Source organism: Pseudanabaena sp. 'Roaring Creek', assembly GCF_001402795.1.
GTDB lineage: Bacteria > Cyanobacteriota > Cyanobacteriia > Pseudanabaenales > Pseudanabaenaceae > Pseudanabaena.
Genome location: NZ_LIRE01000231.1, coordinates 1 through 2,204 on the forward strand (window position 1 = coordinate 1; position 2,204 = coordinate 2,204).

Annotated in this window: 2 protein-coding genes and 1 other RNA gene; all 3 read right to left on the reverse strand. The window is 45.6% G+C overall.

Translation table 11 applies throughout. From position 1 onward, the window contains the following. Nucleotides 1–174 precede the first annotated feature (174 nt). Nucleotides 175–1,374 (reverse strand): argininosuccinate synthase, encoded by a 1,200-nt coding sequence (locus AC805_RS07755; RefSeq protein ID WP_055074891.1) that lies wholly within the window; start codon nucleotides 1,372–1,374, stop codon nucleotides 175–177. Nucleotides 1,375–1,408: 34 nt separating this feature from the next. Beyond that, an RNA gene (ffs, locus tag AC805_RS24575) (signal recognition particle sRNA small type) lies at nucleotides 1,409–1,505 on the reverse strand. 128 nt (nucleotides 1,506–1,633) lie between these two features. Then, complete coding sequence (locus AC805_RS07760) at nucleotides 1,634–1,855, reverse strand: hypothetical protein (protein WP_055074892.1); 222 nt, start codon at nucleotides 1,853–1,855, stop codon at nucleotides 1,634–1,636. Nucleotides 1,856–2,204 lie beyond the last annotated feature (349 nt).

Sequence of the window (2,204 nt, forward strand, 5' to 3'; positions counted from 1 at the left end):
GTTTATGTCCTAGTACATTTGGCGATAGCTATAAGGGACTTGCGAGAGAATAAGATACCAATCCAGATTTGCCAGAATCGGTGGCGCGGCTCCGCCGCGCCACCGATTCTGGCTTTATATTTGGTACTTCATTAAATCGCAAGTCCCTAAAAGCTAAAAGCTAAAGACTAAAAGCTATTTATTTTTCTGCGCCCATACTCGAATTGGCATACCCCAGACATAAATAAAGCCTTCAGCCGCTTTATGGTCGAACTGGTCGGCACTGGTGTAGGTTGCTAAATCTTCGTCGTAGAGGGAGTTAACCGACTGACGACCGACGATAATGGCATTGCCTTTATGGAACTTTACGCGGACGATCCCCGACACGCGCTCTTGGCTGCTATCAATAAAGGCATCAAGGGCGGATTTGAGAGGGCTATACCAAAGTCCGTTATAGATCATCTTGCCATACGTATCTTCAATACCGCGCTTGTATTGAGCGAGATCGGAAGGTAAAGCTAGACTTTCGAGATCGCGGTGGGCATGGATCAAAACCAACATTGCGGGAGCCTCGTAGATTTCGCGGGACTTGATCCCCACGAGACGATTTTCCACCATATCAATCCGCCCGACACCGTTATTACCAGCGATCGCATTAAGCGTAGTAATCAATTCGACAGGCTCCAAAGCCTTGCCATCGATCGCCACAGGAATGCCTTTCTCAAAACCAATTTCAGTATAGGTTGGCTCGTCGGGGGTATCCGCGATCGCCTTGGTCATCGCATAAATTTCTTCGGGGGGCTCGTTCCAAGCATTTTCAAGGGGGCCAGCTTCGATACTGCGACCTAGCAAATTGCGATCGATACTAAAGGGTGAAGATTTCTTCACGGGTGAAGCAATTCCAAATCTTTCACCATAGGCGATCGTCTCTTCGCGACTCATACCCCATTCACGGGCAGGCGCTAATACTTTAATATCAGGATTTAGTGCGGCGATCGACACATCAAACCTTACTTGGTCATTGCCTTTACCCGTACATCCATGGGCAACCGCATCAGCACCATACTCTTCTGCTGCTTCAACCAAAATTTTAGCGATGAGAGGACGGGCTAGAGCTGTGGTTAAAGGATAGCGATTTTCGTAGAGTGCATTTGCCTTAATCGCTGGAAATGCATAGTCTGTAACAAATTCTTTGGTTACGTCTCTAACCAGTGAGACTGATGCTCCAGAATCTAGAGCCTTTTGCTTGATGGGATCTAATTCATCGCCTTGTCCTAGGTCTGCCGCAAGGGTAATGACTTCTTCAACACCCCATTCTTGCTTTAGATAAGGAATGCAAACAGATGTATCAACGCCGCCCGAATATGCAAGTACGACTTTTTTCGCCCGACCCATGAATCTCTCCTGAACCCATTGCTAAACCTAAAAAAGTAGCCCGGGTACTACGCCTATCTCAAGCATCCCTTAGTGCTGCTGTCTTCCGACCCTGACACGATTCGGGCGTTGCGATCGCATAGATCCGAGCCATCTATAAGATTAGCACTAAGAGGTGAAGTTATGGCAATAGTCAAATAAATTGTTGGCAAATCCACACATTAAAGACCAGAAGAGGGAATATGGCACAAAGCGCCATTATTCCCCATTCCGAGTAATTTCACTTCAAGAGATCGACTTTAGACCTTTCTAGCTGATGCCATAGCTCTGCAATCTGTAGGTAGGCTTCCCGAGATGAAATTTTCCCCCCCGTTTCTAGGCTACTGATGATACTTACACGGTGAGAGAACTCCTGCAAATTAGCGTTAAATATCAAGTTCTCAGGGGTGAATTTACCGTAGTAACGCGAACGAGGAAACAGACATTTGGTGATATTGGACATGATTTTCCCTCCGTAGATTACAACTCAGAGTGGCTAAAGTACCTGTAAGGGCAAAATTTGAGCCTTACAAAGGAAACGTCGCAAAATGCAGAGTGTATGACATTTTGAGGCAGCTATCAGAATGACTATGGGTATAGATCTATCGGCTAAGTGTGGTTTGTTAACTTAATCTTAACCCAATTTTTACTTTAATATGTGTATATGTATGATTCCCTATTTTGTGATAAGTTCCGACAGATTTAGATTTGGATTACTTACTTAGCTGGGTTTACTAGTAAGTAGTTCAGCATAATAAAAACTAAACCCAGAAGCGAGTACCGCCCGCTACGCGGGCGGTACTCGCTTCTGG